This window comes from Vulcanisaeta distributa JCM 11217, assembly GCF_001316005.1.
Classification (GTDB): Archaea; Thermoproteota; Thermoprotei; order Thermoproteales; family Thermocladiaceae; genus Vulcanisaeta; species Vulcanisaeta distributa_B.
In genome coordinates this window covers 13287-33058 of record NZ_BBBJ01000010.1, presented here as the reverse complement: position 1 = coordinate 33058, position 19772 = coordinate 13287, and the positions used below count along the sequence as shown (strand labels likewise).

Here is a 19772-nt window from a genome sequence, read left to right as displayed (position 1 = left end):
CATTACCCACCTGCAAACCTCCTGGCTAGGGCTATGTATGAGCCATAGGAGATGCCCGAGAGCAGGCCCAGAAGCACACCAATGAGACTTATCGAACCCTTAATCGCCTGAGCACCAATTAATGTAATTGCAATTATCACCAACGAAACACCGACAACACCACGCCTACTGGGCTTCTCACCCATGCCAAGGGCCACCAGCGTCGTCCATAGGGGGGGTGCCGTATAGAGTAGGAAGGCCGCGAGACCCACGCCGGCCGTTACGGCCGCCAATGGGTATGCTGAGAATAATATGCCGAGAGCTATGCCCGTCAATACAGAGGCCCTATTAAGGACTCTCCGTATAAACAATGAGACCAGGGACGCGAATAAGGACCTAAAGAGACCAAGCATAATTGGGTTCCCGCTATATACGCTGGCCACGCCTATTGTTGACCAAAGCGCCGCCGCAGCCACTATGTAAAGTCCAGGCCACAGTCCACCCCTACTGCCCACGTTGCAGTGGATGTGGGCGTTCTTAATGAGTGTTACGTCCGGGAAATCACCAGGGCATCCTTAATGATGATTGAGTAGAGGCCCGATGATGATAGGGCAACCGCGAATACAAAGCCCCCCACAGTGCGAGTGGTTGCTTGATTGCGTAGGTTAGGAGCACGCCGGAGATTGATGATGCCAGGGTCCGGCCCAGGCCGGTAATGAGTGAGTATAGGCCCATGTACCTACCCCCCCTGGACCTTGGGTCTGCCAGGGCATTGGCTATGCTCTGCGATAGCGGTGAAACAACCATCTCGGCAAGCGTTATGAAGAACATGTCCACCACAGCCAGGTAAAGCCTGGTATGAAGGCCACCGCCAGGTAACTCACGCCGTAAATAACCATGCCAAGCGATATCAGGCTTGGCCTCCTTAAGTACCTGCCAATGAGGTCCTGGAGGAAGACCACAAGTAATCCATTCTCCATGTACAGCAGACCAACCTGGAAGGTGGTTAAGCCGTCATGCATGTTGTAGTATGTTAGTAGCGGGAAGCCTAATTGGCCCATTACCAGGAATGTTAGGAAGGACGGTATTAGGAACAGCGCGAATGCCCTATTCACGTGGAATGTTAACCCAGCCTCAACCGTGTAGTTGGGCTCTGGCAGAGTCATTAATAGTGGTAATGCCGCCAGCGGTATTACCGAGCCAAGGAGCATGAGTATTCTGAAGCCGTAGACTTCATAGAGTAGACCACCAATGGCTGGTCCCACTGCCCACCCAGCGTTAATTCCCACCCTAAGCTTGCTGAAGTACTTAACAAGCGATGTGAATTCCCTAGCGTAGTCCCCCCCCGACTATCGACGTGTTAGCCACACCATAGGCGTTGTTGAAGAATGATTGGGTGAGCACCATTAGAACGACAATGAGTGGCTTATTAACTGCGTAGGCGATGAGTAGGGCTATTGACGACGCCACCGCTGAAATGACCATTGTCCGGACCCTACCGAGGAAGTCCGCTAAGTAGCCACCTATCATGAAGGCTATCGAGCTGACCACCGCCTGGGCCACGTAGAATAGGGAGACCAGGGTTAGGGGGCAATTTATAGTACTGGAATAGTGCGAATCCCGTAAATGACCAAAGCAGTGAACCACCCAGTGACCTTACGGCGCCTATTAGGGCGAGTTTATTGCTTAATTCCATTCAATCAATTGACAGGTGACACCACTCTATAAGTTATTCCATTAGTTAGACACCCTTTTAAGCGGTCCTGTTAATCAATCGTGTGCTGGACCCACTAACACTGCTGGCAATACTCGTGATGCTACCCAACGGCACCACGTACCAGGTAAGCCCATTAATTAATAACTATGGGGGGGTTTACACATACCCAATTAATTATGCCGTGATTTACAACCACGTGATTGGCTCAGGCACGTATTTAATGACGATAGCCCCAGGCACGTACTACTCGGTGAACGCCTACGGTCCTGGATCAATGGGGGGGTTGTACTTAACGTCGAATACCAATGTACTATTGCTTATACTGAGTGGTCAGGGTTTCAGTGAGTTGAAGTCTGGAGCCACGGTTAAGCCATTATTTGCTTATTATGGGCAGGAACTCAATGCCACCATCGAATTACCCAGTGGTGAGTACTACATTGTCGTTATCAACAATGGCTCAGCAACGGCTCAGGTAATGCTCGCGACAACCCGCAACTATTCAACACCGATTATTAACGCGCCAATTGGTATTGTTGATTATGGGTTAACGCCCTCGCAGGTGGGTTACATACCATACTCATACACAACAAGTGAATTCCTTGGTGAGGCGAGGATACTGAGTATTGGCGTTCAACCACTAACCAACTGCCCCCCCCACTACCGCCTGGCTCCTTCTCGCTCCAACTAAATGCTGTGCTTGAGATGGTGGTTAACAATCAAACCCAGTATTACTGGGTCCAGGATGTCTTAATTATCGACCCCCCCGCCTACGGCTTAATGGCACCGCTTGTGAATGTTTGGAACATGAGTAGTGCTGAGTTATTCATGGATCCGCTATTCATCGTTGGGCGTGGGTCGGTAATGAATAACGAGGTCTACGCATACATGGGTAACTGGACGCCATATGAAATGCCCTTAACCGTGAACCTGACAATAATGACGAATAAGACCGTTAATGGCTTCCCCCCCAGGTACTCATTGGCTACTCAATGGGTGGCGTCAATACACTTGTTGATAATGTCACATTCCTAATGGCCCCCCCTTCGTGGGGGGGCCCGTACCTAGTCGTGAACGGCTCAGAGTACTCGCCATTGGGTTACCTAATTGATGCCGAGTTCGTGATTGGGGGGGTCCAGGTTGTGGGGGGGCTATGGTGAGGGTTAATGAGCTAAATGCATTATTGTCCCTTTATTACAGGGGGGGACCCGGTGGCGATTTACTGCCGATACCGAGCGCCTGGAGCATGGGCAGCGACACTGGTGAGACTGTGGTTAATGCAAGGGCTTACGCCATCGCTCCAGGTACCGTGGAGGTGACGACCGGCGATGAGTACCTCGGGCCCCCCCTAATCAACGCTGATTACCTGGCATTCCTCATACTCAGTGACTACCTAATCAATAATCAAAGCATGACCACGGTAGAATTACCACTACCCGTTAATTCCAGGGTAGTCGTAACGACCCCCCCACGGGATGTCTACCTAGGGAATAACACGTTACTTAGGCTGGCGGGTTTACTCATTAATAATGAGTACGTCAATTCCACGGAGCTAATGTTGATTATGAACCAGTCATACGTGGTTAATTACCTATGGACCAGGTATTACAGGTTAGACATAGTCGACGTGTCGAACCAGCTCACGAACCTAAGTGGTTGGTATAATGAGGATAGCATAGTCAACATTACCTTACCCAAAACAATTATTTACCTAGGTAACGAAACAAGCTTGTATTCGCAGGCTTCACCACAAACGCCACGCACTACGTCATTATGAATAATACGCTTATCCTACTCATGGATAGGCCCGTGACCGTCACCATTAACTGGATCAGGGAGTACAACGCCTCGTTAACCCTATACACCATTAATGGGGCTTACGTCGGCACGGTATACCTGGGGTGGGTTAGGTATGGTGAGGAGTTGACTAACGTGAGCATTAACGGCATCACCTACGAGTTGAGGACTCCGTTAATCATAAGCGGTGTGAATGACACGGCAGTGCTTAATGCAGAGTACAGGGAGTTCAGCGTTAGGGATGCCCTGGGCCTACCCGAGCCCTTCACACAAGTCATTATTAAGTGCGGCGTTCAGGAGCTAAGTGGCGTAACAAATGCCTATGGAGTAACCCAGGAATTGCTAGTGCCGATTAATGCTGGGTGCGTTGTCGAAGCGCCGGTGATTGGTTACTACGGCATTGCGCTGGTAATTGCCGTGTTTTTAATTGCGATATTAGTAATTACACGATTAATACGAAGGCACTAACCCCCCCTCAATTTACTATAGCCGAGTATGGCGTATACATCAGCCACTATGTAGAGTATGAAGCCGACGATTATTATCGTCAATATTGCGCCAAGCCAATACCACCTAGCCGCATTTGAGAAATCGCCAACGCCACTCGACCTGCCCAACTCATTATAGGCATTCCTTAGGAAGAAACCACTTATCAAAATAATTATGTAGAAGGCCACGAAGAATGCCGCGGCTATACCCAGCTTACTCAATGCGCCAGGGCCCATGTAAATGAGCGATAGGTAGGTCGTACCCGCCAGTATGAATGCCAGGACTAAACCACCAACTATCGCAGTTATCAACGCGTAAAGGGCATTATTCCAAATCGCATTGTTCCCATAAGCCCTTGATAGCCTGTATAGGGCTATCAGGACTAGTATATCACCCACTATGCTTACGTAGGGTATTAGCATGAGTATTGAACCAACAAAGCCAAGAGTACCTGCGATCTAATATCCTCCTGAGAACTCATCGGCGCATTAATCAACACATTACTTAATAAGCATATCCCTGAATATACAAAAATAATCAATAAACGCTGGGGGGGAGTAAATGAGAAAAGTCCTACGCTCTCCACCATTCAAAGGCTATGTAGTGCATCTTACCATCAGCCTCACTCTGGGTAGCCAGGACAAACCTCTTATTTACACTGTGGCTGAGTCTCGCGGCCCTCGTAATGTCTAGGGCGCTCACGGCCCTCCTGGGCTCTATGAAGTGAAGTAGGACCGGTGCGTGGTCAATCCCAGGTCCTCTCTCGTAAACCGCGAATAACGAGCCAAACTTAAGCCCGCTCTTTACGACGAAGCCCCCCCATCCCTCAATTCCCTATAAATCGTGTATACCTGGTCAAAGTTAACCACTGTGCTCCGCCCAACCTTAACCAAGTCATCCCTCGTCAATTTATTGCCATTATCATCAAAGACCTCCAGTAATCCCTTATCCACCAGGTATAGGGCCTCGACAATTGAGAGCTGCAGTGGTGAGTTGACGTTGTTAACCTCGCTTAATTTAACCTTATCCTCATTAACGAACTTACCGTAGAACCCCCCCATTGAGTAGAGTTTCCTGGCTTCGTTAATGTCCGTAACAACCACAGCACCACCCACCAGGTAACCCCTGAACACGTCACTGTAATGCATTACGGCTATTAAAACCAAACCCCATAAACATCATTGCGTGTTTACTCCCTCGGGGGGCCCTAACAGTCGCTATGCTATTATCTGCAACACCAAGTTTTTTCATCTCCTCCTCATTACACCAAACCTCGTTCCTCGGCACATCCTCACTCGGTATCACCGTGAACACGTACTTCCTCTCTCTGGAGCCGCCACCAACGAGCACCACCTCGACCTTGTCCCTAATCTCCAACTCCTTCATCGTCTCCGGGTTCATCTTCGCCTTACCTTCATCCACATCACTCCTACGCCTAATCCTCAACCTCCTCTCACGCCTCTCCCTCTTCTCCTCAGGCTTGATCCCGCTCGGCGTTAGGAAGCTCGGTATCAAAAGCTTCCTCGCAGGCTTACTCTCGCTTGGCTTACCCTCGCTCATCAACCTAACCATTGCATGAACCCCCCCTTATTTATTCTTAACCTCACTGATTAAGCCCAACTCCCTGGCGCAGTCAATGCAGTACCTGCTAAGCCCAACCCTAACACTATCCCTCCTACAAACCAACCTACCACACCTAGCGCAATGCCCAACGGCAAGCCTTGAGTGGCATACCTGACAAAGCGTTGCTGAGCAGGCCCTGCAAACGCTCATTGAATAGTCAAAGTCGTCGCTGCACACGTACCTACCGCAAACTCGGCACCTAATCACCGCCGGCTTCTCCTCACAAATTTCGCATATGTGGACTGACCTAATGCTTGACAAGGAGTATTGCATTTTTAAAATACTTAATCAAGTGATGCCAGGTACTGCAGTATGTCCGTCCTTGTTATTATGCCCACGGGCTTACCACCACTAACCACTATTAACCTACCGATCTTGTTAGCCGTCATGAGCCTCATAGCATCGTATATGTCGGCCTCCTTATCAATCGTAGGCACATCCCTCCTCGCATAATCCTCAACCCTAGCGTTTAGGTTACCCTCGTAGTAAGCCCTGGCTATTTCACTAGTCGTTATTAAGCCAACTATCTTACCCTCATCATCAATGACCGGGAGAGCCCTGATCTTCCTCTCGGCAAATACCTTAGCCGCCTCCTTAAGTGGTGAGTCATGCCTTATGGTTATCACGTTCTTACTCATCAACATCTCAACCTTAACCTTCGGTATTGCTATCAACTTATTAATGGCGACCACCAACTCCCTCAACCCCTCATTCTTCTCCGTAATCACACCCTCAATAATCACCCTACTATTCGCCGTAGGCCCAATCCTAACATTATCACCAATCCTAATATTCTTCATATCACCAATAACCCTCACAAGCGCCCTATTACTGAACGGGTTAATTACGTCGAGTAGCTCAATACCAGTCACGTACAGGTTCGTGGGCAACTTATTAATCGATATGGGGGGGGCTATGTCCAGAGCAAAGACCGTGTTAGCAGGCATCTTAACATACTCAAGGGCCTTCTGCGTCGGCACATAGCCACCGTAAGGCCCAGTCTTAGACTCTATGTACCCCCCCATGGCCCTCAGGGCGACCATGGAATTCCTAACCGTACCCTCATTAATACCAAGCTTCTCAGCAATATCCCTAGACTTAACGGGCTTCTTAGACATCATGTACAACTCAACAAGCGCATTAAGTATTGAGGCGTACGTCGAAGGCAGCTTCTCAATCATCATACCAACCACCTCAACCAAGACTAATTAATAATAAAATATTTATATAATTTTTATTCACCGCAGAATCCACGGGCCCAATAATCCATTATTAATAATTATCCTTAATTATTTATAATTCGATAATGAACGATAAACCCTGACCTTCTTATTACCACGAACCTCGTAATCAAAGACCACTAGGCCACGCCTCACGAGCGAGTTCAAAGCCTTGTAAACGCCTTGAACCGTCGCCGCACCACCCAGTCTCTCCCAAACCTCGTATGCCGTTAACGGTCTCGAGCCTTCCAAAACCCCCCCGAGTATGGCCTCCTGAAGCTTCGTTAACCCACCGAGCTCCCTACCAACCCTGTACTCCTTAACCCCCCCGTACCCGTTATAACAACCACGTAATCCCTACCAAGTGTTGAGGCCACGGCGTATGCCATGGCGGACACGGGCTTAACGTACATCCCATCCCTGGCCAATTCGATCATTGATCTTATGGTCTCCTCATCGCCAACATCGACAACCCTAGCCCCAGCAGCCCTGACAAGCCAATCACTGATTTCCGTCATTCTGCCAGCCCTATGCTTAACGAGTATTAGCCTCGGCAGGTCACCAATGAAGCCCCCCCATTCACGCAGTTCCCTAAAGCCCTCATAAACTGCCAGGGCTAGGTAACCCCTCTCCATGGGTAGCACTACGCCCTCAACCTCACCAACCTGCTCATAAAGCTCGTAGGCGATGGTCTTAACACCATCAAGGAATAGGGCTCGCCATAGGATGCGTTGATGCCATTCCCACCGCTGAATTCAATGACCACGTTACCCATGGTTGATAGTTTGAGGAGCTCTGTGTAGGCACCAACCCTGTCAGGATTCACATAAACCCTAACATTAATACCCGCCGCATTGGCGTAGGTGGCTATTGACAGCGTGAAGTCCTCCTCAAACAAAACCCTGACCTCACCCTCCGCATTACTAATTAGTACTGATGAGCCCCCCCTATCCATGAAGGACCCCCCCGTTGGTTTCTAGACTCATCCTTAATGAGCACGCCATTAACCCTCCTAATCCTCGTGAAACCCTCACCAAGCGATACAACCCTATCGCCGTAATTCAACGCCGATGCATACCTAAGGATGCTCGGCTTCTCCCTATCAATCCTCAATGCACTCCTCGGCTCCGTTATCAACGGGAAGCCGCACCTGGGGCACAATGGGCCATCACCTGGTCCCGAATAACCACACCTCAAGCACCTGAGTCTTACGCCGAATTTCATCCCTCAGTTAATGATTAATTATAAGGGTAAAAGTTTTGTCCTGCTCTACATAACGCCTGTCAGCATCATGTTAAATACCCAGTGATTCGAGAGTTGCTTGCTAAGCCATGGCCAATGAGGTTGGCTTTATCGTCAATGTGGAGAGCCCGTTGGTGTACGTGGTTTCCATAAAGAGGAACAGTGGCGTTAACCGCTATGACTACGTATACATACCCATGAGGGACTACGTCGATGGTAAGGAGGTCAGCGTCAACGTGCTTGGGCAGGTACTATGGATAAGGCGTGAACCATATAGGGTTGGGGGGGTTGACGGCTACGTGGCCGACGTCCTGGACGACATGCCCAGGGAAAGCATCGTCGAGGTTGTCCAGGCCAGGGTAATGGTGCTCGGTTATAAGTACGGCGATAAGATATACATGCCAAGGACAACACCTGCCGTGGGCACGCCCGTGTACCTAGCCGACGCAGGCATGGTTAGTGAGTTCGTGAAGGTAGACCCAGAGAGGGCCCTATGCATTGGTAGGCTCTCCCTTAGGTCCGACGTGCCCTACTGCATAGACATGAACGGTCTCAGGAGCACTTAGCCATAATAGCATCCACGGGCTCTGGGAAGACCTGGTCCTCGGTAATACTCATTGAGGAGTTACTGAAGAAGGGCGCCACGGTGCTCGTCATAGACCCGCACGGCGAATACGTACACATAAAGGGTAGCATCTCAAGGCTTGGTCCTCAATTCCTCGATAAGGTCATTGTGATAACGGCGTCCGAGGTCGGTACCGGTGACTTGAGGTATAGGATAAACACGATGAAGGTTCAGCCGGAGGTCCTGGCGGATGTCGCCGGCGTTCCGAGGGGGGGTGCCTCCAAGATTAGGTACGTCATATACCTGGTCCACACCCTCGTCAGGACCATCGTTAAGTACAGCGGTGCCAGGCAATTGGGTACCCTGGACTCAATGATTAAGGTCATTAATGAGATTCTTGAGTATGGAACAAACACGAGCATTGATAGGATACTTAAGAAGCTCAATGCATCGCTTAATGATGAGGGTAGGAGGAAGGCGGAGAAGGTGTTGAAGGAGCTCGAGGATTTAATAGATAGTAAGACTAAGAAGGCGCTTCTCGTTAGCACCAGGGTTTATCTAAGGAGGCTTAGGAGGATTGGGCTTTACACGTATTGGTCACTACCACTTGATAAGGTTCTAAGGCCTGGCTCCGTAACGATCATCAACCTCGCCGGCTTAAGTGACGAGGTTCAGGACCACGTTGTGTACCACGTACTGAGTAGGGTGTTTAGGGCTAGGGTTAATTACGTGAGGAACCTGCCAGGGCCTAGGTACCCATTCCCCCCCGTGGTTATCATTCTGGAGGAGGCCCATAGGTTCGCCCAGCCCAGGGCCGTTAAGTCAACACTGAGCCTTGGCATTATCTCTAGGATAGCTGGTGAGGGACGTAAGTTCGGCGTCTACCTAGTCGTGATAACCCAGAGGCCGTCTAAGGTTGACCCGGACGTACTCAGTCAGTGCAATAGTCAGATAATACTGAGGCTTGTTAATCAGAGGGACGTAATGGCCGTACTCAGCGCCAGTGAGGTGCTTAATGAGGAGCTGGGCAGGTTAATACCCATGCTTGACGTTGGTGAGGGAATAGTCGTGGGCCCAATAACACCGCTGCCACTGGTGATTAGGCTTAGGGATAGGGTGCTTGATTACGGCGGCTCAGACATAGACCTGAGCGAGGCATGGAACACCCAGGTCAATCTAGGTATTGAGGAGTTGAGGGATAAGGTCGAGAAAGCCCTGAGCACCAGGGTTAGTGCAAGGAGCGTGCTTGAGGCGGCCCCCCCATTAATCAGTGAGGTTAATGATGTGAGTATGGACACGGGAGTCCTCAGCGGCAGGGTTGGTGATGTTCATGTTGAGGTGAGGCTTGGCGAGAATACCTGGAGCTGCGAAGTGTGTGGCTCTGCGTATGAGCCATGCCCACACGTAATAGCACTGACAGCAAAAGCAATTAAGGATGGATTACTGAAGGTTGGTTAGAATGCTAATTGCGCAATTAGCCGACATACACCTGGGCCATCGGCAGTACGGGCTAGAGGAGAGGCTCGAGGATTACAACAGGGCATTCCTGAACGCAGTCGATGAGCTGGTACGGCTCAGGGAGGAGAGGGGGTTGGATACCGTGATTATTAGCGGGGGGACTTCTTCGACACCCAGAGGCCGTCGCCCAGCATATACATAACGGCGATTAGGGGGGGGTTAACAAGGCTTAGGGAGGTTGGTATCAGGGTCATAGTCATTAGGGGGGGTAATCACGACTCATCCGTCATAAACCCAATCGAGAACCCACTTGCCGTACTCCATCAGATGGGTTTGATTCAGTACCTGGATAATGGCTACGTGGACCTGGGTGGTGTTAGGCTGATCGGTGTTGGCACGGTGTATACGGACATGCAGAACAAATTAGTTAACTCATTAAATGCCTTGAGGGGGGGCAATGGCATTAACATAGCCGTTATTCACCAATACATTGAGGGCGCGCCGTACATATACCAATGCCTAACGTGGATGTCTTCATGATTAATGAAAAGCCACTGGCTCAGTTGGGCATTGATTACTTCGCCGTGGGGGGGCACATACACGAGCATGGGCTTAGGCACCCGAGGATTAACGCTGTTTACCCAGGTTCCCTCGAGGTTTGGGATGCCAGGGAGTTCGAGGTTTATGAGTACGCCAACGGAAAATTAAGGAAGGTTAAGGATGTGGACCCAAAGGGCTTCCTACTACTTGACGTTGGTGGTAATGGCGTTAGGGTCAGCGATGTTAGGCTTGGGGGGGTTTCCAGGAGACTTGTCAGGGTGAGGGTTAGGTATGAGGAGGCCAAGCCCAGTGTCGTTAGGAGTGACGTGTCATACATAGCCAGTAACATGGATCAGAGGGGGGGTTCGTTAATAATCCTTGAGATCGAGGGTAGGGTAGCCGGCGGCTACTCCACGAGGGACTTCAACGCCAATGAGCTTAGGAAGCTCTTCAGTAGGGCTTGGGTCGACATTAGGCTAAGCCTGGAGAGGCAGGTCGGTGAGGGTGAGAGGTCAATTAGGGTTTTTGGTGGTATTAATGAGATAATTAGGCAAGCCCTTAAGTCGAGGCTGGGTAATGATGAGTTGGTGGGCGCTGTCATGGACATAATTGAGAGGGTTAGGGCTGATGATGAGGATGGTGCCCTGAAGACACTGGAGAACTTGGTCGGCGTGCCACTCAGGGGTAGTAAATCAATCACTGATTGGTTGGGTGTTCAGAGATGATCACTAGGATTGAGATTGAGAATTTTAGGTCAATAATTAGGGGGGGTAGGGCCGTAATCACTGAGGGCATTAACTTCATACATGGGCCAAACGGCTCCGGTAAGACGAGCATACTCGAGGCAATCGCAATAGCCTTTACGGCTCTGAGTGGGTTAGGGGGGGTAGGTATAGGCTTAGTGACCTCGTGAGGCGCGGCGCATCCAGCGCCATTATTCGCCTAGAGTACGTGGGGGGGATTGATGGGCGTAAGTACCTGGTACAGAGGGCCTTTAGCACCGAGAAGACCCTTGAGTCGCAGACCTACGTCCTCGATGAGGGCGGTAGGAGGGTTGCGGCTAGGGATAGGGAGGTCACGCAATTCGTAGTTAGGACCACGGGCATCGACATTGACACATTCTCGGAACTCCTCTACGTGAGACAGGGAGAGATTAGGGAGATACTCAGGAGTGGTAGGAGGGGTGAGTTTAAGCTTGATACCCTGCTAAGCTTGATGCCATTGAGAGGGCTAGGCAGGACGTGGTTAGGGAGGGGGGGCTTAGGGCCGTGACCAGCATTACCGAGGGGGGGCTTAGGGGGGGTAGGCTTGAGGTCCTTGAACGTGAATCGAACAGTAGGAGGGAGGAATTAAGTAGGTTGGAGAGCGAGGTTTCCAGTGCAGAGAAGACATTGAGTGAGAAGGAGGGCGAGCTTAAGTCCGTTGAGGAGGAATTGAGTAGGTTAATGAGTAGTGAGGAGGAGTTGGAGAGGCTTGAGGGTGAGTACGTGGAGTTGAGGCAGAGGCTCTCCATGCTCGGTGAGGAGGAGGGTAGGGTCATGAACGAGTTGGATACCTTGAGGAGTACCCTAAACCAACTGGGTCAATTAAGGGCTAGGGTCCTTGAGCTTGAGTCTGTGGTTTCGAGGGAGGGTGAGTTAAGGGCTAGGCTTGAGGAGTTAATGAGGAGGAGGGATGATGTTAAGTCTAGGTTAACGCTCGCCCAGAACTATAGGCGGAGGGTTGAGGAGATTAGGAGGGAGTTGGAGAGTATTGATGTGAGTATTAAGGAGTTGAATGATGAACTGGATAGGATTAATGGACTTAAGGCGAGGGCGGATGAGTTGAGGAGGAAACTAAGTAGGAGGGCGTCAATAGACGTGGAGATTAACAGCACTAGGGAGGAGCTGGCGAGGGTTAATGCGGAGATTGAGCACGTGGAACTGGAACTGAACCTACTAAGGGGCGGCTCTGTCGAGAGGTGCCCGTTGTGCGGTAGGCCACTGGATAGTGAGTTGGCTCAGGAGCTTGTGAGCAGTAGGGAGGTTAGGTTGAGGGAGTTGATGAGGAGGAGGGAGGAGTTAATGAGTAGGTTGGGTAGGCTTAATGATGAGGCTGAGGAGTTGGGCAGGTTGGAGAGTGAGTTGAGGAGTATTGAGGGTGAGTTGGGTAGGGAGGACGTGATTAGGGCATCCCTTGAGGATTTGCGTAATAGGAGGAACTCATTGGTTGAGGAGTTATCGAGGATTGGTGGTTATGATGAGGACTCATTAAAGAGGGAGTTGGAGGGTATTGAGGATGAGTTGGGTAAATTGAATAGGGAGCTTGAGGAGTTAGGTAGGGCTAAGGTTGAGCTCGCTGAGTTGAGGGGGGGTAAGTTGGCGAGTGTTGATGAGCTTGAGAGGAGGGTTAGGGATGGTGAGGCTAGGTTGTTGGGTATACGTAGTGAGAAGTTGAGTGTTGAGGGTAGGCTTAGGGAGTTGGAGGGGGGGAGGATTAAGGAGCTTGAGGGTGTGAGGGCTAAGATTAAGGAGTTGAGTGCGAAGAGGGATTCGTTGATGAGGGAGGTTGGGGGGGGAGTTGAGGGGGGGTAGGGTTAACGCGCTTAGGGATAGGGTTGAGAAGTTGAGGGGGGGTGAGTTGGCGAGTAGGGAATCGGAGGTGAGTAGGGTTAGGGGGGGTGAGTTGAATAGGTATGTCGGTGCGTCGGATGTTCTCAGTAGGCTTCAGCAGGTTCTTGATGATGTTAAGCCCGTGGTTAGGAGGATATTCCTTGATTCCGTTAATGAGGAGTTGAATGTGATGATGAAGGAGTTAATGCATAAGGCCTCATACGCGTCCATGGAAGTTAATGAGGAGTATGAGGTAGTGGTCAGGAGGAACGACGGGGGGGTCTCACTACCCGTTGAGGCGCTGTCCATAGGTGAGAGGAACCTAGTCTCCCTAATGCTTAGGTACGCAATCGCCAGGGTAGTCATGGGCCTAATACCAGTACTAATACTTGATGAGCACGGAGCACTTGGACGAGGAGCATAGGCGTAGGGTTGGTGATTGGATTAGGAGCCTTAGTAATGGTGTTAGGACCGTCATAATAACGTCGCACGTCGACGCGTTGGAGACAATAGCCGATAACGTGATTAGGGTTGGCTTCGTTAATGAGAGGGGGGGGAAAGTATGTTCGCAAACTCATGATGAAGAAGTAATTTTATAACTGCAAACTGAATCATTAGCCTGAGGTTATGGCTAGGGGTATACCGGCCTACGCCCTCGGTGGCTTGATAATACTCGTGGGATTCATAGCATCCCTCACCCTCATAATCTCAATACCGTCACCACTAACCACCGTGACTGGTTACCTAAACCTAACCGCAAATGCATACCTAGGCTTTGGGAGTAACCTTCTCGTGATAATGGGCACAAACAACTTCAACTTCCCAATAACGGAACTAAACATTTACATACCCAGGACTGGCACGAACATAACGATAAGCGGTAAAATACCCAGCGGCTCATACTTCCTAGTCATGGTTTACCAGGGGGGGCTGAATAACACCGTAATCATAGCCCCAGGGCTAAGCGTGACTGGCTATCCAGGGGGGACTTGTCGAACCTAACCAAGTCGGGGGGGATTGCCTATGAATTCAACGCCACAGCCCTAGTCTACGGCGTGGTTAAGAGGGAGCTCTTTCAATTAACGACCCAGGACTCAGGCATTGTATACGCGGTACCGTTGATAACGAACCTCTCGAAACCGATCCTCGGGGTCTACATATTCCAGATGGCCCCCCAATGGGGAGTACGAACATCACGGGTTTCAACCTGGTCTCCCTTGGCAGGTGATTGGTGAGGTTAGGTGCAACGTCAGTGAGCCAATACCGGTATTGCCGAGTGGCCCCCCCACGTACTTCGCAATAAACATATCCTCAATAAACGGCACACTGAAGCCATTGGGTACTTGGTACTACTGCAACGCGACACCAACAACATCACTACCAACGCTCCTCTACCTGAACCTCGCCCTGAGGTACGTATACGCATACAACAACATAGTGATTAGGAGGGAGGACTGGTTCCCTGTGTATATAGCGCCCATGCAATTGAGTAATACGTAATAAGCCCAGCCCACATTCATAAGCCGTGAGTGAGGGCCTTAACTACCTATTCAATCCCAGGTCAATAGCGGTGATAGGCGCCACGGCGAGGGAGGGGAGCGTTGGCGGTGTAATAACCAGGAACCTACTCACGAAGTTCCGGGGGGGCAGGGTCTACCTAGTTAACCCAAGCTACACGGAGCTACTGGGCCATAGGGTCTACAGGTCCGTGCTTGAGATACCCGATGAGGTTGACCTAGCCGTAATAGTTACCCCGGCACCCACCGTGCCAAGGATAATGAGCGAGTGCGTGGCGAAGGGCGTTAGGGCGGCTATAGTAATTAGTGGTGGATTCAGCGAAGCCGGTGAGGATGGGGGGGCGAAACTCGAGAAGGAGGTTAAGAATGCAGCTCAGGGCAGGGTTAAGATACCTCTAATCACTGATGTTTCATAAGTGCACTTTGCATTTTAAATATTTATTAATGAATCATTGATATTCCTAAGGTTAATGTACTTTGGGCGCAATAAAAATGATTATTCCAGGTATGTGGTTTACCGGACCCGTGGGCCTTGGGCGGGTTATTGGCAACCTAGGTTCTTCATTGCCTTGGCTATCCTCCAAGCCCTCTCGACGTTGCCTTCACGTATTACCTCATCATGCATTCTCTTCAATACCTCACATACCTTGGTGGTGAGCTCTGGGTGCTTCCTTATTGTGTCCATGCCCATGTATACCACGAAATAATTGCCCCCACTTACCCAGTTCAACCTCCTCGTAACCAGCGCCCTTCAACCTCTCTAAGATGGCTTTGGCTTCCCCCATAGTCCTTACGCATGACCCTAACCTCAACGCAACCACTGTTATTCACGTAGACGCTCATTTTAATGCTAGCAACCTCAATTAAAAACCTGCCCCTTGGCTTTATCCTCATGCCCACCAGCGTTATTAATCGCCTAAGCTTCTCCGCATCAGGCAAGGCGCTCAAGTCATCAATTAATGCCTTGATTAATAAATCACTAAGCGTCCTCCTAGCTAAATCGACGGCCTTCGAGGACTTAACCACGTAATTGATTACATGCCCTCTATCATTCTCCCTAAATCCCAAGCCCTCAAGCCTCTTAATGGCCTCACCCCCCCAGAGTTTGTGCTTCGACTTACCCATCGCAAGCCTAACTCTCTTCTTCTCAATATTTACATCGCCATCACCGAGTATTGCAAATAGTAGGAACAATAGAAATTCCTCATTGCTTAATTTACTAACCTCCTCGGCAACCACAGCCTTACTCTCGAGTGAATCCTTGTATTCCATTGCTGTTAAATGCCATGTGATGTCCACGTTACTGTCATTGAGACTTATGCCGTGCACGTACACGTGGTTCTTCCCAGGCCAAGTCAGTGGCCAGGCGATGGCTTGCCAAAGCTGGTTCGTATCCATCACTAGATAGCCCTTCTTGTGAATTGAACCGTCAGTCAGTAATAGTCCATACTGCATTGCCCTTAGCTCACTATCATCGAATAGCTTGGGCGTAATTACGTGTACACCCTTAAGACCAGTAAGTGCTATGCGCATTGTTATGCTTCCTGAGCCAGCTACCCTTGCCACCTCAATCGCTAAGTTTCCCGCGTATAAGTACGCTATGAAGCCCCTATCCTTATTAAATGGGTCACCGCTAATGATTACCTTAGCTTTGCCATTCCTCAATTTTTCAATCAACTCCTCAAGCTCCTGCCTGTACGTCTTAAACCACTTCTTCTTTGCCTGCTTTAGTTGCTTCAGCATCTTCTTGCCAACGTCAAGAATCGCCCTCCTTAGCTTAGTGATGCTTTCATCATAGCCCTTCTTAATTTTCGCCTTGATTTCCTGCAACCAATTATTTAATGCCCTTATTGATTTATCAAATGGCGTGTTCTCATCGCTTAACAACAAGCTTCATACCTCTCGACCCTATTGAGGAACTCATTGATTAACTTCATTGTTTCTTCAACGATTCTTGGGTCATCGACTTCCTCACCGCATTTAAGCCTCTTTGAGCCTTTATCCTTTACTCCCCCAACAGATCCTTGGTTTAATGGCTTCAAGAGCCATGAATCATCCGTAAGCCTAATACACAACCAAACTAATAAGTCACTATTAGGAAGGTACTGAACAGGCTTAAGCAAGTAATTGAAAGGAGGCCTTGATCCACGTCAACGCAATTCACATGCATTATGAAGGGATTAATGAACAGGAGGCGGCCATGGTTGAGCCGCTAATGAGGGGGGGTTGATGAGCCGATATTTCTTTAGTCCCATAACACACTTAATAAACCACGCTGAGGTAATAAGCAACGAGTTGGCCAATCTTCAAAGCTCTCACTCATCACCGTTTAGCGCGTCCTCACTGACCTGAACCTGCAGGCCTCCCGCCTATAGGCTACGGCGCCTATTATGGTGGTTATCAACACCATGAGTATTATAACTCCGAAGTCACTCATGGTAATAAACCCACTACTCAACCCAATGGACGCGACCACAAGGCCCATCTCACCCCCCCTGGGTATCATGCCGTAACTAACGATTATTGAGTCACGGCGATTACGAAGCCTCAGGTAGGCGAATGGTATATACCAATGACCTTACCCATGATTGCACGATAGAGACCACGATAGCCATTACCAAGACCTCAACGTTAAGCATATACCTAAAGTTTAGCTGGAGGCCCATGACTATGAAGAATATTGAACCGAATATGGCGAGCAGCACGTTCACGGCCTCCCTAACCCTCTGCGAAAACCTGCTCTCGGCAACAGCCACGCCGGCTATGAACGCGGCAATGACCTCGGAGAAGCCCATGGTCGTCATTATGAGAACAATACCAAAGAGGACCACCAGGGATGCATACACAATGGTCTCCTCACCAACCCTATCTAGGATCCTCGGTATGAATAATACGGAGAGTAGAAATATCAATAGCCAGAGGGTGACTATCTTGATTGCCGTGATTAGGGTGCCGTATGTAAAAACGCCGGCGCCAATCACCGCGGTGGACATGGAGAGGAGTATTAGGGCAACGACATCGTCAATGGAGGCAGCCGTGATCAAAACCTTAGTGCTTGGTAGCCCAGTCAAGCCCTCACGCTCAATGATCCCGGCAACCACGGCTAGGCTTGTGGGCGCCGTTGATAGGGCAATGATTGTTGATTCAGCAAATGACAGACCCATATTTACTAGGACCCAGTATACCAGGGTGTAGGGGGGGACTATGGCGCCGAATACCGCGGCTAATATGCCATAGACACCACCCTCTAAGTGTGGATAGGCCATGCTCAAGGCCCGAGGCAAATAATAGCAGTATCACCGAGAGGTTGGTCAGGAATAACAGGTAGTCATTAATCGCGAATAACCCCCCCATGTGGAGTATCGCGTTCAATATGGAGCCCAGGGCGTATGGGCTTAGGGTAAGCCCAATGAGGAGCTCGGCAACGACCCTTGGAAAGCCATACCTAGCGAGGACACCGCCCGCCAAGTCAGCAAGTAGCACCAGGATACTAACCTCAAGGAGCGTGAGGAAAATAGCCTCGCCAGCGGGCACAGGCTACGTCGAGTATTCGCCTTAATAAACAATACTTCGGTGGTTTTTAATGGGGAATAGAAAATAAAACGATTTTTAATACCATGCAATGACGCAGCGCCACCATGCGCTATGTGCTTGAACTAATCACCGTTACCTGATTGGTAAATACATCAACTGTAACCGTTATTGGCGACGGGCTATTGAAACATCCTAGGAAGTTGCCAAAGGTTGACGTGAAGTTTATAGTTTCATAAAGCGGCGGATAACCACCAGGCTTGCTTGGGTCAAGCATAAATATGTCGCTGGGTATCACGACATAAGTATAACCAATCTCTGGATTATTGAAGTTCCAAGTCCATAAGTCCTGACCAAGGCTTGGATTGCCTGAGTAGCCCCAACCAATCGTTCCCTGGGTAACAGTCTCAGACACCTGCACATAGACGCCGGATGGGCCAGCACTAAGTGTGTATGATATTGTTTGCTGACTGGATGATGAGCCTGTCGGTGCGGCGCCCCAGAATACCTGACCTGGATAGATATTGGAATATGCATTAACGCCCTCATCTGCGTAGCATGGTACAAAACCAAGACTGGGATCACTCGTTGGGAAACCCTCCACTTCATGCTGTATTAGGTTTAGGAACCACCAGTACGGGCCAGGGGATTGCTGATAGGCGTAGTAGAACTTGACCATGGCCCACTGCTCACCCGCCAATTCGCCAAACCAATCGTAGGTGCTTGATGAGTACCAACCCACGTAGCCCACGAATGCGAATCCCTCAATGAATACCGTGGTTGACGTCGCGCTTGATTGAAACTCAATCCTTGGGACTCCGAGCATTAAGGTTGATGCTGGGACATAAAGCTTATTGTTCATGTCTGTCAGCATACTATTATAATCCCTCCAGCCCCTCAACACAGCATATGTCAGGTTGTTTAACGGTAACCCCTCAAAAATGTCCCAACCCGTCACAAATCTGCTGGCGTTCTTTGATGGCATCATTATAATCATTACCGCAGTGACATCACTCGGCAACCTAGATATAACGGTTTTGTTGGGGGGGCCGGGCTCACCAATAACCACGGTGGCTCTTTCACCGATAAAACCACCTATTAAATTCAGTAATGCATTACCTGCGTTGGGGGGGCCAACAACCTCAATGGACACACCACGCCCTAAGTAGTTGATCACTTCACGCCGATAATAACTACTATTCAGACTTAGTAAGTCATCCTCAATAACAATCATGTTGCACGAGGCATTGCCCGGAAGCTCAGACTCCACGGTGAAGGGCGCATTAACCATGCCCAGGCCCTTAGCAATGCTAGCCACGTATGGGCTGCTCAAGGAGCCGACAATACACACTGTAGGCCTAGGAACACTGCTGAGTAAGGCAGAGAGGGCATTGCTATTATTCACCATAGACCCATGAGACATGTGAAGCTGCATTAAGGATATGGCAACAATCACCACCGCAACACTAACTAGGGCATAGATTACTCGTCTCATAACCAATCATT

35 protein-coding genes and 2 pseudogenes are annotated in these 19772 nt (G+C 49.8%); 19 read left to right on the top strand and 18 right to left on the bottom strand.

Annotated features, from left to right (window positions below; genetic code table 11):
- Window positions 1-2: 2 nt before the first annotated feature.
- The 4 genes from JCM11217_RS16505 to JCM11217_RS16490 all read right to left on the bottom strand — a co-directional run bounded on the left by JCM11217_RS16505 (window position 3) and on the right by JCM11217_RS16490 (window position 1530).
- On the bottom strand, window positions 3-494 hold the full coding sequence (locus JCM11217_RS16505) for a hypothetical protein (protein ID WP_243679231.1): 492 nt from the start codon (window positions 492-494) through the stop codon (window positions 3-5).
- A gap of 46 nt (window positions 495-540) precedes the next feature.
- A complete protein-coding gene (locus JCM11217_RS16500; RefSeq protein ID WP_243679230.1) occupies window positions 541-810 on the bottom strand; it encodes a hypothetical protein in 270 nt (89 codons plus the stop codon).
- The gene (locus tag JCM11217_RS16495) at window positions 798-1244 is read right to left on the bottom strand and encodes a hypothetical protein (RefSeq protein WP_243679229.1); all 447 of its coding nucleotides are present in this window, start codon (window positions 1242-1244) and stop codon (window positions 798-800) included. Before JCM11217_RS16495 ends, JCM11217_RS16500 begins: the two co-directional genes overlap by 13 nt.
- Window positions 1245-1308: 64 nt before the next feature.
- On the bottom strand, window positions 1309-1530 hold the full coding sequence (locus tag JCM11217_RS16490; protein WP_243679228.1) for a hypothetical protein: 222 nt from the start codon (window positions 1528-1530) through the stop codon (window positions 1309-1311).
- Between the two features lie 227 nt (window positions 1531-1757).
- Here JCM11217_RS16490 and JCM11217_RS16485 point away from each other — a divergent pair, with 227 nt between their 5' ends.
- The 5 genes from JCM11217_RS16485 to JCM11217_RS16465 are packed head-to-tail and all read left to right on the top strand — an operon-like array spanning window position 1758 to window position 3958.
- Window positions 1758-2384, top strand: a complete 627-nt coding sequence (locus tag JCM11217_RS16485; RefSeq protein ID WP_243679227.1) for a thermopsin family protease — start codon at window positions 1758-1760, stop codon at window positions 2382-2384.
- Window positions 2385-2398: 14 nt separating this feature from the next.
- Window positions 2399-2728 carry a thermopsin family protease gene (locus tag JCM11217_RS16480; protein ID WP_243679226.1) on the top strand — a complete coding sequence of 110 codons (330 nt, stop codon included), beginning with the start codon at window positions 2399-2401 and terminating at the stop codon, window positions 2726-2728.
- Window positions 2686-2853 carry a thermopsin family protease gene (locus JCM11217_RS16475; RefSeq protein WP_243679225.1) on the top strand — a complete coding sequence of 56 codons (168 nt, stop codon included), beginning with the start codon at window positions 2686-2688 and terminating at the stop codon, window positions 2851-2853. Before JCM11217_RS16480 ends, JCM11217_RS16475 begins: the two co-directional genes overlap by 43 nt.
- Window positions 2847-3470, top strand: a complete 624-nt coding sequence (locus JCM11217_RS16470) for a thermopsin family protease (RefSeq protein WP_243679224.1) — start codon at window positions 2847-2849, stop codon at window positions 3468-3470. The genes JCM11217_RS16475 and JCM11217_RS16470 overlap by 7 nt, the downstream gene beginning before the upstream one ends.
- On the top strand, window positions 3467-3958 hold the full coding sequence (locus JCM11217_RS16465) for a hypothetical protein (protein WP_243679223.1): 492 nt from the start codon (window positions 3467-3469) through the stop codon (window positions 3956-3958). Before JCM11217_RS16470 ends, JCM11217_RS16465 begins: the two co-directional genes overlap by 4 nt.
- Here JCM11217_RS16465 and JCM11217_RS10620 read toward each other — a convergent pair.
- The 9 genes and pseudogenes from JCM11217_RS10620 to JCM11217_RS16445 form a co-directional block, all read right to left on the bottom strand.
- Window positions 3955-4401 (bottom strand): DUF996 domain-containing protein, encoded by a 447-nt coding sequence (locus JCM11217_RS10620; RefSeq protein WP_243679222.1) that lies wholly within the window; start codon window positions 4399-4401, stop codon window positions 3955-3957. The two genes, JCM11217_RS16465 and JCM11217_RS10620, sit on opposite strands and share 4 nt — an antisense overlap.
- A gap of 151 nt (window positions 4402-4552) precedes the next feature.
- Window positions 4553-5127, bottom strand: a pseudogene (gene endA, locus JCM11217_RS10615) (tRNA-intron lyase).
- Complete coding sequence (locus tag JCM11217_RS10610; RefSeq protein ID WP_243679221.1) at window positions 5114-5551, bottom strand: hypothetical protein; 438 nt, start codon at window positions 5549-5551, stop codon at window positions 5114-5116. The pseudogene endA and the gene JCM11217_RS10610 overlap by 14 nt, the downstream one beginning before the upstream one ends.
- Before the next feature lie 15 nt (window positions 5552-5566).
- Window positions 5567-5863 (bottom strand): hypothetical protein, encoded by a 297-nt coding sequence (locus tag JCM11217_RS10605; protein ID WP_243679220.1) that lies wholly within the window; start codon window positions 5861-5863, stop codon window positions 5567-5569.
- A gap of 23 nt (window positions 5864-5886) precedes the next feature.
- Window positions 5887-6795 (bottom strand): CBS domain-containing protein, encoded by a 909-nt coding sequence (locus JCM11217_RS10600; RefSeq protein WP_243679269.1) that lies wholly within the window; start codon window positions 6793-6795, stop codon window positions 5887-5889.
- A 96-nt stretch (window positions 6796-6891) separates the two neighbouring features.
- Complete coding sequence (locus tag JCM11217_RS16460; protein ID WP_243679219.1) at window positions 6892-7074, bottom strand: hypothetical protein; 183 nt, start codon at window positions 7072-7074, stop codon at window positions 6892-6894.
- Window positions 7075-7106: 32 nt separating this feature from the next.
- A complete protein-coding gene (locus JCM11217_RS16455; RefSeq protein ID WP_243679268.1) occupies window positions 7107-7511 on the bottom strand; it encodes a hypothetical protein in 405 nt (134 codons plus the stop codon).
- Window positions 7466-7777: a hypothetical protein gene (locus tag JCM11217_RS16450; protein ID WP_243679218.1), complete on the bottom strand. Its 312-nt coding sequence runs from the start codon at window positions 7775-7777 to the stop codon at window positions 7466-7468. Before JCM11217_RS16450 ends, JCM11217_RS16455 begins: the two co-directional genes overlap by 46 nt.
- Window positions 7750-8046: a hypothetical protein gene (locus JCM11217_RS16445; protein ID WP_243679217.1), complete on the bottom strand. Its 297-nt coding sequence runs from the start codon at window positions 8044-8046 to the stop codon at window positions 7750-7752. Before JCM11217_RS16445 ends, JCM11217_RS16450 begins: the two co-directional genes overlap by 28 nt.
- Window positions 8047-8153: 107 nt before the next feature.
- Between JCM11217_RS16445 and JCM11217_RS16440 the strand changes: the two genes are divergently transcribed.
- The 14 genes from JCM11217_RS16440 (at window position 8154) to JCM11217_RS10570 (ending at window position 15151) form a co-directional block, all read left to right on the top strand.
- Window positions 8154-8630, top strand: a complete 477-nt coding sequence (locus tag JCM11217_RS16440; protein WP_243679216.1) for a hypothetical protein — start codon at window positions 8154-8156, stop codon at window positions 8628-8630.
- A gap of 5 nt (window positions 8631-8635) precedes the next feature.
- Window positions 8636-10087 (top strand): ATP-binding protein, encoded by a 1452-nt coding sequence (locus tag JCM11217_RS10590; protein ID WP_243679267.1) that lies wholly within the window; start codon window positions 8636-8638, stop codon window positions 10085-10087.
- Between the two features lies 1 nt (window position 10088).
- Window positions 10089-10289, top strand: coding sequence for a hypothetical protein (locus JCM11217_RS16435; protein ID WP_243679215.1), 201 nt, complete (start codon window positions 10089-10091; stop codon window positions 10287-10289).
- A 131-nt stretch (window positions 10290-10420) separates the two neighbouring features.
- Complete coding sequence (locus JCM11217_RS16430; RefSeq protein WP_243679214.1) at window positions 10421-10627, top strand: hypothetical protein; 207 nt, start codon at window positions 10421-10423, stop codon at window positions 10625-10627.
- On the top strand, window positions 10603-11352 hold the full coding sequence (locus JCM11217_RS16425) for a hypothetical protein (RefSeq protein ID WP_243679213.1): 750 nt from the start codon (window positions 10603-10605) through the stop codon (window positions 11350-11352). Before JCM11217_RS16430 ends, JCM11217_RS16425 begins: the two co-directional genes overlap by 25 nt.
- Window positions 11349-11540: an AAA family ATPase gene (locus JCM11217_RS16420; RefSeq protein ID WP_243679212.1), complete on the top strand. Its 192-nt coding sequence runs from the start codon at window positions 11349-11351 to the stop codon at window positions 11538-11540. Before JCM11217_RS16425 ends, JCM11217_RS16420 begins: the two co-directional genes overlap by 4 nt.
- Complete coding sequence (locus JCM11217_RS16415; protein WP_243679211.1) at window positions 11537-11899, top strand: hypothetical protein; 363 nt, start codon at window positions 11537-11539, stop codon at window positions 11897-11899. Before JCM11217_RS16420 ends, JCM11217_RS16415 begins: the two co-directional genes overlap by 4 nt.
- Window positions 11869-13200: a hypothetical protein gene (locus JCM11217_RS16410; RefSeq protein WP_243679210.1), complete on the top strand. Its 1332-nt coding sequence runs from the start codon at window positions 11869-11871 to the stop codon at window positions 13198-13200. Before JCM11217_RS16415 ends, JCM11217_RS16410 begins: the two co-directional genes overlap by 31 nt.
- Window positions 13175-13642, top strand: a complete 468-nt coding sequence (locus JCM11217_RS16405; protein WP_243679209.1) for a hypothetical protein — start codon at window positions 13175-13177, stop codon at window positions 13640-13642. Before JCM11217_RS16410 ends, JCM11217_RS16405 begins: the two co-directional genes overlap by 26 nt.
- The gene (locus tag JCM11217_RS16400) at window positions 13626-13817 is read left to right on the top strand and encodes a hypothetical protein (protein WP_243679208.1); all 192 of its coding nucleotides are present in this window, start codon (window positions 13626-13628) and stop codon (window positions 13815-13817) included. Before JCM11217_RS16405 ends, JCM11217_RS16400 begins: the two co-directional genes overlap by 17 nt.
- Before the next feature lie 28 nt (window positions 13818-13845).
- Window positions 13846-14220, top strand: coding sequence for a hypothetical protein (locus tag JCM11217_RS16395; protein WP_243679207.1), 375 nt, complete (start codon window positions 13846-13848; stop codon window positions 14218-14220).
- Window positions 14208-14453: a hypothetical protein gene (locus JCM11217_RS16390; RefSeq protein WP_243679206.1), complete on the top strand. Its 246-nt coding sequence runs from the start codon at window positions 14208-14210 to the stop codon at window positions 14451-14453. The genes JCM11217_RS16395 and JCM11217_RS16390 overlap by 13 nt, the downstream gene beginning before the upstream one ends.
- Complete coding sequence (locus tag JCM11217_RS16385) at window positions 14443-14718, top strand: hypothetical protein (protein ID WP_243679205.1); 276 nt, start codon at window positions 14443-14445, stop codon at window positions 14716-14718. The genes JCM11217_RS16390 and JCM11217_RS16385 overlap by 11 nt, the downstream gene beginning before the upstream one ends.
- A 25-nt stretch (window positions 14719-14743) precedes the next feature.
- Window positions 14744-15151: a CoA-binding protein gene (locus tag JCM11217_RS10570; protein WP_054842899.1), complete on the top strand. Its 408-nt coding sequence runs from the start codon at window positions 14744-14746 to the stop codon at window positions 15149-15151.
- 125 nt (window positions 15152-15276) lie between these two features.
- On the opposite strand, the gene JCM11217_RS16380 is transcribed toward JCM11217_RS10570, so the two are convergent.
- The 5 genes and pseudogenes from JCM11217_RS16380 to JCM11217_RS10555 all read right to left on the bottom strand — a co-directional run bounded on the left by JCM11217_RS16380 (window position 15277) and on the right by JCM11217_RS10555 (window position 19767).
- Window positions 15277-15465 (bottom strand): hypothetical protein, encoded by a 189-nt coding sequence (locus JCM11217_RS16380; protein ID WP_243679204.1) that lies wholly within the window; start codon window positions 15463-15465, stop codon window positions 15277-15279.
- Entirely contained in the window at window positions 15462-16622 is a 1161-nt protein-coding gene (locus tag JCM11217_RS10565; protein WP_243679203.1) for a hypothetical protein, read from the bottom strand. Before JCM11217_RS10565 ends, JCM11217_RS16380 begins: the two co-directional genes overlap by 4 nt.
- Window positions 16616-16810 carry a hypothetical protein gene (locus JCM11217_RS16375; protein ID WP_243679202.1) on the bottom strand — a complete coding sequence of 65 codons (195 nt, stop codon included), beginning with the start codon at window positions 16808-16810 and terminating at the stop codon, window positions 16616-16618. The genes JCM11217_RS10565 and JCM11217_RS16375 overlap by 7 nt, the downstream gene beginning before the upstream one ends.
- Window positions 16811-17064: 254 nt before the next feature.
- Window positions 17065-18218 (bottom strand): annotated as a pseudogene (locus JCM11217_RS10560) (cation:proton antiporter).
- A gap of 160 nt (window positions 18219-18378) precedes the next feature.
- A complete protein-coding gene (locus JCM11217_RS10555) occupies window positions 18379-19767 on the bottom strand; it encodes a hypothetical protein (protein ID WP_243679201.1) in 1389 nt (462 codons plus the stop codon).
- Window positions 19768-19772: the final 5 nt, after the last annotated feature.

Excerpts from the sequence above, each read along its gene's own strand:
- JCM11217_RS16500 (WP_243679230.1), bottom strand. The coding sequence starts at position 810 with ATGTTCTTCATAACGCTTGCCGAGATGGTTGTTTCACCGCTATCGCAG.
- JCM11217_RS16480 (WP_243679226.1), top strand. The coding sequence starts at position 2,399 with ATGGTGGTTAACAATCAAACCCAGTATTACTGGGTCCAGGATGTCTTA.
- JCM11217_RS16475 (WP_243679225.1), top strand. The coding sequence starts at position 2,686 with ATGGGTGGCGTCAATACACTTGTTGATAATGTCACATTCCTAATGGCC.
- JCM11217_RS16470 (WP_243679224.1), top strand. The coding sequence starts at position 2,847 with ATGGTGAGGGTTAATGAGCTAAATGCATTATTGTCCCTTTATTACAGG.
- JCM11217_RS16465 (WP_243679223.1), top strand. The coding sequence starts at position 3,467 with ATGAATAATACGCTTATCCTACTCATGGATAGGCCCGTGACCGTCACC.
- JCM11217_RS10620 (WP_243679222.1), bottom strand. The coding sequence starts at position 4,401 with ATGCTAATACCCTACGTAAGCATAGTGGGTGATATACTAGTCCTGATA.
- JCM11217_RS10610 (WP_243679221.1), bottom strand. The coding sequence starts at position 5,551 with ATGGTTAGGTTGATGAGCGAGGGTAAGCCAAGCGAGAGTAAGCCTGCG.
- JCM11217_RS16450 (WP_243679218.1), bottom strand. The coding sequence starts at position 7,777 with ATGGATAGGGGGGGCTCATCAGTACTAATTAGTAATGCGGAGGGTGAG.
- JCM11217_RS16445 (WP_243679217.1), bottom strand. The coding sequence starts at position 8,046 with ATGAAATTCGGCGTAAGACTCAGGTGCTTGAGGTGTGGTTATTCGGGA.
- JCM11217_RS16440 (WP_243679216.1), top strand. The coding sequence starts at position 8,154 with ATGGCCAATGAGGTTGGCTTTATCGTCAATGTGGAGAGCCCGTTGGTG.
- JCM11217_RS16435 (WP_243679215.1), top strand. The coding sequence starts at position 10,089 with ATGCTAATTGCGCAATTAGCCGACATACACCTGGGCCATCGGCAGTAC.
- JCM11217_RS16425 (WP_243679213.1), top strand. The coding sequence starts at position 10,603 with ATGCCTAACGTGGATGTCTTCATGATTAATGAAAAGCCACTGGCTCAG.
- JCM11217_RS16420 (WP_243679212.1), top strand. The coding sequence starts at position 11,349 with ATGATCACTAGGATTGAGATTGAGAATTTTAGGTCAATAATTAGGGGG.
- JCM11217_RS16395 (WP_243679207.1), top strand. The coding sequence starts at position 13,846 with ATGGCTAGGGGTATACCGGCCTACGCCCTCGGTGGCTTGATAATACTC.